We start from the raw sequence: 7544 nt of genomic DNA, 5'->3' as shown, positions 1-7544 counted from the left end.
CAGGTCCGCTGCCGTATCCCATACCAACGTGAATCAAGACCATGAAAATCCATCAACTCCTGAAAGCTGTGATTCTCCCGCTCGCCATTGTGGCGACCTCCGCCGCCACGATCCAGCCGGCCAGCGCCGCGCCTGCAATCAAGACGGTTGCCCCGTCGGGCGCGCCGTACTCGTTGCTGTCGCGAGACGACACGGTGCTCGTGCTGGTCGACCACCAGGTGGGCCTGTTCACCGGCGTGCGCGACATCGATACCGGTGAGCTCAAGCATAACGTGGTGGCGCTGGCCAAAGCCGCGAAGACGCTGGGTATCCCGGTGATTGTCACCGCCACGATGCCCGACGGCATGTGGGGTCCGACGATCCCTGAACTGACAGCCGCGCTGCCGGGCGTGCCGGTGATCAGCCGGACCTCGATCAATGCATGGGACGATCCGAATGTGCGGGCCGCCATCGAGAAGACCGGGCGCAAGCAGATTCTGATCGCGGGTGTTTCGCTGGAGGTGTGTGCCACGTTCCCGGCGCTGTCGCTCAAGGCCGCGGGCTACGATCCGCGTGTGGTGCTCGACGCATCGGGGACGTTTAGCGATGCCAAGCGTACGGTAGGACTGCAGCGGCTGGCGGGCGCGGGCATTCCGGTGACCGACTACGCTACGGCAGGGGTGGAAATGCTGCATGGCAACGACGATCCGAAGGCGCAGGAGGTGTACTCCGATCTGGACATGCCGTTCGCCAACCTGGTGTGGCAGCTCAAGAACGCTTCGCGCAAGTGACAAACAGGCCGATCCGGCGAGGGCGAATAGCGTCCTCGTCTGAACAACCCGAAGCTATCCAGGCATGCAGACACGGATAGCTTTGGAGCTGGACACTACGGCAGGATGGAGTATCACCATGGACAGGTTTGTACGTGTGTCGCGTGTTGTCGCCGGCCACGACGTGATCATTGGCAAAGCTTTCTGGGCGAAGCGTTTCGATGAACGATCGTTTGACGGATTGATCGATCCCGTTGTCATGCTTGATCATTTTCACATGACCGCTCCGACCTTTGCAGCGCATCCGCATGCAGGAATTTCGGCCGTGACCTATGTGTTCGAGGACGCGATAGGAGCGCATGTCAATTACGATTCGCTGGGAAATCAAGGTCCCATCAATCCGGGGGCATTGCACTGGTTTGCCGCCGGCCGTGGAGCGGTGCACACCGAACAGCCTGAAGGCAAGGAGCAGCATGTTCACGCGCTGCAGATATTCGTGAATCTGCCTGCCAGCAAGAAATTCGACGCCCCTTATGCTGTTCATGTGGAGCCGCACGACATCCCGGAGTTCAAGGCTCCCGGTGTTCGCGTACGCGTGGTCGCGGGCGGCAGCAATGGCGTGAGCACCGCCCACACAGAGCAACTACCCGAACCATTCACATTACTGGATGCCTTTCTTTCACGCTCATCTACGTTCAGCCATGATCTGCTGCGTGGCTGGAAAGGTTTGATCTACGTGGTCTCGGGTGCGTTGCGGATCGAGGTCGGGGATGAAGTGCGGGATCTGATGGCTGGAGAGGCAATTGGAGCGGCTATGGAAGAGGGCGCAGCAGAGCGTGCGGTATCGATTCGGTTCGCTTCTGCCGAAGACTGCCACTTTGTCGTTCTCTCCGGTCCGGCGTTGAACGAACCCTTGGCTAAACACGGGCCGCTTGTTATGAACACCCGCGAGCAACTTGAAGATCGGATTAGAGCTTTTCAGAACGGTGAATTCGGAAAGCTCACGATTCCGCAATCTGTTTGAGAACGGTTCGTGCCCTGGCGTCGAAACTCGATATATGTCCCACGGGGGCCGTTGGCCATCCTGGAACTGCGTGGTCAACAGGACGTCCCCAGCGAATTGCAGCGATAACGCGGGTTATCAGGGTTGGAAGTTTCGGGTGCAATTGGCTACGTCAGGTAATAACCGAGTTTTATGTGTAGGGGAAACGCGGCGCGTGAAGTACATTCCGTCTTCGCCAGAAAGTAAGCGTTTCAGGTTTTGACGTGAACACGTGCGACCGCGCTGCGAGACGTTGTTGAACTGCGTGAAGATGGGGATGCACTCCCCGGCGTTCACCAGACTCGTCGATGCGATGTTGGTGCATCGGCTTCACTTCAATTCACTCTCTGGGCCGATGCCCCACCGCCGCGTAGTTATCCACAAACCTCTGCCATGCCTACCAGCCAGGCGACTATTGGACAGTTTTCTTCCACGACCGGAACAGATCTAATAGCGCTCTCGTGGACGTCGGCAAGACTCCCTTTCGGTGCCAGACAGTGCCGATGTCCATGGTGGGGATAGGAATGCTCAGATCACGCCTGACGATCCGGTTCCCTTCGAGCGACCACGGACGATAGACGAGGTCCGAAAGAATTGTGACACCCAACCCGAGTGCAACCATGCTTCGCACGGCTTCGATCGACCTGCTTTGTATGCGCACGTGCGGTTCGAGGTCATACTTCCCCCAGTACTTTCGACAAGCCCGTGTTGAACGCGGAATACGCGACGGAATATCGTACGGCGGACGGGCAGAGTACGCTCTGCACCGCGGCACGCACAGCCAATATCCGTACCCTCGTGCTGGCGCTGGAACTCGACGACAGTTATCGGTTCAGTTGCAACTGATTCCGAATGGCAACCGACGGTTTTTCACTCATTCGGGCTTCCCTGGAGCCATAGCATCGGCGTGGCATCCTACGTGGAGCTACTTCGCTCGGTTACCTGCTTTCTCGTTCTTAGAAAACAATTGCGAAACCATGCCGCTGCTTTGTCCTCCTGGGCTCTGGGATGCCAGGCCATCGCGAGACGAAACGGCGGCATGTCGAACGGCAATTCGACCAGATCTACCAAAGCGCTATATCGCTGTAGCAACTGCCTCGGCAACGTGGCTACGCCGTCCGTCTGCGACAGGATCAGAGCCACCTGGTTGTAGTTCGGGACCGCAGCTACCACATTTCGGCGCCGCTCAAGTGTCGCAAGCAAATCGTCGACTGGGGTGCAGAAATCAGCTCGCGCGGACACCACGACGTGCGACAGACTGCAATATTCTTCGAGGTCAGGCGCATGCAGGCCTCGCGGATGCGAACGCCGCTGCGCCAGAGCGAAGTCATCGCTGAGCAGAAATCTGGACTTGAGGGTCGGTGGCATCTTCGTGATGTCACCCAGGACAAGGTCGACTTCACCTTTCGCCATGCGCTCTACCAGATTGCCGTCGGAAGCCGGAATGACCGCCATGCGTAGACCGGGGTTTCGCTGTCGCATCACTTCCACCATCACATCCAGACCGAGGATGGTGAAGACGCTGTCGTTAGCAGCCGCGACGAACGTTCTGGACGATAAGGTCGGGCTGAATTCACGCACCTCCGCCACGGCCTCACGCAGTTGCGAAAGCGCCTGCGCCAGCCGAGGCCGCAGTTCCAGCGCACGCTCTGTCGGGGCCATGCCACGCCCGGTTTCCGAGGGAACTAACAACGGATCCTGGAACAATTCTCTCAGTCGCGACAGATGACCGGAGACGGTCGACTGGCTGACGTGCATCCTGTGCGCCGCTCTGGTCACATTCAGATCGGTGAGCAACGCATCCAGCGATATCAGCAACGGCAGGTCCGACCGCTTTATGTCCATATTTTCGATACCTCCTATCGGAACAAACGACTCACAGTTGGGGCAGTTCGCCCCTTACTCTTCAAGCAGGGAACCGACGAAGAAACCCGCTCGAATCTCTTTCTGCATGGATTGTCTGCGGTCTGAGCCGGCACCTGCCGATACAGCCTGTCTACAGGCCAGGCCATAGCGCACCTTTTAACGATTAAATACAGAACCATTATGACGAATATCACGAAGAAAATTGCCGTGATCACCGGCGCTAACAAAGGCATCGGCTTTGAAACCGCACGACAGCTCGCTCGCGAAGGATTTCATGTCATTGTCACCGGTCGCAATCTGCAGGCTGCGCAACAAGCTGCGGGTGAGCTTACGGAAAACGGCTTGAGTGCGGAAGCGCTTTCTCTGGATGTCACGAACGAAGCGTCGATCGTTGCCGCGGTTGCCGCGGTAGAAGGACGCCATTCCAGACTCGACGTACTGGTCAACAACGCGGGCGTCATGCTCGACGCGTTCGACAAGACCCCATCGCAGCAGTCGCATGAAGTCTGGCACAAAACCTTCGACACCAACCTGTTCGGCGTGGTTGAAGTCACGAATGCGTTCCTGCCACTTCTGAAGCAGTCGAGCGCCGGTCGCATCGTAAATGTATCGAGCATTCTCGGTTCAATGGCTGCCAATGTCGATCCCTCGTCGATGTTCTACAGCTTCAAGATCCCCGCGTACAACGTCGCAAAGACTGCACTCAACGCGTGGACGGTCCATCTCGCCTACGAACTGCGCGACACCGCTATCAAGGTGAATGCCGCCCATCCTGGCTTCGTCAAGACCGACCTGCACGGCGTCGACGCACCGTTGTCGCCTGCAGAAGGTGCGCGCACGAGTGTTCAGCTCGCCATGTTGGCGGATGACGGCCCCACGGGATCTTTTTTTCATGAAGGGACCGTTCAGCCCTGGTAATCAATGTCGTCGAAAACCTCCTGCAAAGACGGGAGTCTGTCATCGGAATCTGGACGGACGAACATAGCGGGATGGATTTTTCGATGAGCATTCCCGCCTCATCCGTTTTATCAGCTTTGGCACTCCAAATTAAACGCGACGATGCTTCATACAAACAAAACCTATCAGATAGGTGACGTGACCGTCACCAAAATCGAAGAAATGCGGTTGAACGTGGCGCCACCGTCCTTTCTTTACCCCGATTGGGAGGCGGAGGAATTGGATCCCAATCTGCATTGGCTTACGCCGAGCAACATGGATGCCGCAACGGGCAACCTGATTCAGAGTGTCCACACCTGGCTCGTCCGCACCCGGCGACACACGATCCTGATCGATACCGGTTCCGGTAACGACAAGGAACGGCCGCAGAACACGATCTTCCATCGCCTTCAAACGCCTTATCTGAAACGACTGGCGGCGGCGGGTGTGCAACCTGAGGACGTCGACTTCGTTCTACATACGCATTTGCACGTGGATCACGTCGGATGGAACACACGACTCGACGGCGGCCGCTGGGTGCCGACCTTTATCAACGCGCGGCACGTCTTCTCGCACGCTGAAGAGGACTACTACAGCAGCCCCGCGAGCCACAACCAGGTCAACGTGCCGAGTCTGGGCGTCTACGAAGATAGCGTCGCCCCCATCATCGAGGCCGGCCACGCGGAGCGCATCAGTAACGACGGCGGGGCTTACCTCGACAACTTCGTCTTCCGCCCTTCGAAAGGGCACAGCATTGGCCACATGTCGATCGAATTACGCTCTGCGGGGCAGGAAGCACTGTTTAGCGGGGACGTCATGCATCATCCGTTGCAGGTCGTGCGCCCGGACTGGAACTCTGTTTTTTGCGAGTGGCAGAACGAAGCGAAGATGTCTCGCCGATGGGCCCTCGAGCACGCGGCGGATCGCAAGATGCTCTTTTTTACCCCTCACTTCGCCGAAACCTCCGTCGGCTACGTGACACGGCGTGGCGACCGCTTCGAGTGGCGCTACGAATGAACCTCGAGGAATGAGACACATGAAAAAAACTTACGCTCTGAACGGCATCGAACTCGTCTTCGAGGAGTTGCGCGTGCCAACCGGCGAGGCCGGTATTGAGTTATATGTGCGCAACAAGCGCCCCGCCAACCTGGTCCGCAGTTCTTCGGCTCGCACCATCGTGATGGTGCACGGAGCGACCTTCTCGTCGGGCAGTCTCTATGACGTTCCGTTTAACGGCATGTCGTTCCTCGACTTCCTCGCAGCGGCAGGATACGACGTTTATGCACTCGACGTGCGCGGCTATGGTCAGTCCACCAGACCTCCCGAAATGGAATCACCGGCAGACCTGTCTCCTCCCTTGGTGGCGACCGATACCGGGGTATCCGACTTCGGCATCGTGATCGATTACGTGCTGGCACGGTGTGGAATCGGACGCGTTTGCGTATTCGGCATGTCATGGGGAGGCACGGTGGCGGGCGCGTACACGAGCCGCCATCCGGACAAGGTCGAAAAGCTGGCATTGCTCGCGCCCCAGTGGTTGAGCGACAAACCTATTCCGATCGATACGGGTGGCCCTCTCGATGCCTACCGGTTGGTGCCGGTGCGCGAAATCAGGGGGCGCTGGCTGAGCACCGTTCCGGAGCAGGGTCGCGCAACGCTGATACCGGAAGGCTGGTTCGATCAGTGGGCTGATTTCACGTTAGCCGAGGATCCGTGGAGCAGCAGCCGCACACCCGACCGGTTGCGTGCGAGCAACGGACCGATCCAGGACATCCGTGAATACTGGCGCGCCGGCCGCAGGTATTACGACCCGGCGGATATTCGGGTTCCCGTGCTGTTGGTGCACGCAGAGTGGGATGTCGACGTGCCGATAGATCTTGCGCAGGCGCTGTTCCTCGAACTAACAAGCACGCCGTATCGCAAATGGGTAGAAATTGGCGAAGGCACGCACCTCGTGCTGCTGGAAAAAAATCGGCTTCTTGCGTTTGATGCGATCCGCGAATTTCTCGACAGGAACTTCGAGCCAGAGAAAGCGGCGTCTGCCTGGCAGCAGTAGTCCAGTAACCAACAGCGCTTTCATGAACGAATCGAGCGCGCAATTGGCACGTGGGGCATACCGGTTCATCAGAGCGACCGCGACATCGACCGTGATGCCAAGGTTCGTCGCGGCCCCCAAAACGCAATGGATCAGATGCGCTGATGCTGCTTACTGCAATTCGCCCACCAGTTCGGGCACGACCGTGAACAGATCACCCACCAGACCATAATCGGCGACGCTGAAAATCGGCGCTTCCGGGTCCTTGTTGATCGCCACGATCACCTTCGAGTCCTTCATGCCGGCCAGATGCTGGATCGCACCCGAGATGCCGACCGCCACGTACAGTTGCGGCGCGACGATCTTGCCGGTCTGGCCGACCTGATAGTCGTTCGGCACGAAGCCCGCGTCGACCGCTGCGCGCGAAGCGCCCAGCGCCGCGTTCAGCTTGTCGGCCAGCGGTTCCAGCACCTTGGTGTAGTTCTCGCCGTTGCCGAGACCCCGGCCACCCGAGACGATGATCTTCGCCGAGGTCAGCTCCGGACGGTCCAGCTTGGTGACTTCACGGCTGACGAATTGCGACAGACCGCTGTCCGCGGCCGCTTCGATCTTCTCGACCGCTGCGCTGCCGCCTTCTGCTGCGACCGCGTCGAAACCCGTCGTGCGAACCGTGATGACCTTGATCGGATCAGCCGATTGCACCGTCGCGATTGCGTTACCCGCGTAGATCGGGCGCTCGAACGTGTCGGCGCTGTCCACTGCGGTGATGTCGCTGATCTGCGCGACGTCGAGTTTCGCAGCGATACGCGGCGCGATGTTCTTGCCGTAGGCCGTGGCCGGCGCGAGGATGTGGGTGTAGTTCTTCGCGGGGTCTTGCACAAGCGTCAACACCGTCGCTTCGACGTTTTCCGCGAGG

General features: G+C 58.8%; 7 protein-coding genes and 1 pseudogene. 5 read left to right on the top strand and 3 right to left on the bottom strand.

Annotated features, from left to right (window positions below):
- The first annotated feature begins 41 nt into the window (after positions 1-41).
- Both BCY88_RS35535 and BCY88_RS35530 read left to right on the top strand, forming a co-directional pair.
- A complete protein-coding gene (locus tag BCY88_RS35535; protein WP_120348761.1) occupies positions 42-770 on the top strand; it encodes an isochorismatase family protein in 729 nt (242 codons plus the stop codon).
- Positions 771-888: 118 nt separating this feature from the next.
- Entirely contained in the window at positions 889-1773 is an 885-nt protein-coding gene (locus BCY88_RS35530; RefSeq protein ID WP_120348760.1) for a pirin family protein, read from the top strand.
- A 430-nt stretch (positions 1774-2203) separates the two neighbouring features.
- Here the strand turns inward: BCY88_RS35530 and BCY88_RS35525 are convergent.
- A pseudogene (locus BCY88_RS35525) lies at positions 2204-2497 on the bottom strand (LysR substrate-binding domain-containing protein); the annotation flags it as partial.
- A 209-nt stretch (positions 2498-2706) separates the two neighbouring features.
- Complete coding sequence (locus BCY88_RS35520; protein WP_120348759.1) at positions 2707-3636, bottom strand: LysR family transcriptional regulator; 930 nt, start codon at positions 3634-3636, stop codon at positions 2707-2709.
- Between the two features lie 201 nt (positions 3637-3837).
- Between BCY88_RS35520 and BCY88_RS35515 the strand changes: the two genes are divergently transcribed.
- The 3 genes from BCY88_RS35515 (at position 3838) to BCY88_RS35505 (ending at position 6649) form a co-directional block, all read left to right on the top strand.
- A complete protein-coding gene (locus tag BCY88_RS35515; RefSeq protein WP_120348758.1) occupies positions 3838-4575 on the top strand; it encodes an SDR family oxidoreductase in 738 nt (245 codons plus the stop codon).
- 201 nt (positions 4576-4776) lie between these two features.
- Positions 4777-5610 carry an MBL fold metallo-hydrolase gene (locus BCY88_RS35510; protein WP_259461614.1) on the top strand — a complete coding sequence of 278 codons (834 nt, stop codon included), beginning with the start codon at positions 4777-4779 and terminating at the stop codon, positions 5608-5610.
- Complete coding sequence (locus tag BCY88_RS35505) at positions 5579-6649, top strand: alpha/beta hydrolase (protein WP_259461613.1); 1071 nt, start codon at positions 5579-5581, stop codon at positions 6647-6649. The genes BCY88_RS35510 and BCY88_RS35505 overlap by 32 nt, the downstream gene beginning before the upstream one ends.
- 150 nt (positions 6650-6799) lie before the next feature.
- Here the strand turns inward: BCY88_RS35505 and BCY88_RS35500 are convergent.
- Positions 6800-7544 (bottom strand): electron transfer flavoprotein subunit alpha/FixB family protein (locus BCY88_RS35500; protein ID WP_120348755.1); only part of this gene is annotated, 745 nt, incomplete at its 5' end.

This window comes from Paraburkholderia fungorum, assembly GCF_003610895.1.
GTDB lineage: Bacteria > Pseudomonadota > Gammaproteobacteria > Burkholderiales > Burkholderiaceae > Paraburkholderia > Paraburkholderia fungorum_B.
Note: the sequence above shows the minus strand (reverse complement) of the source record. Positions and strands in the feature narration are given on the sequence as shown.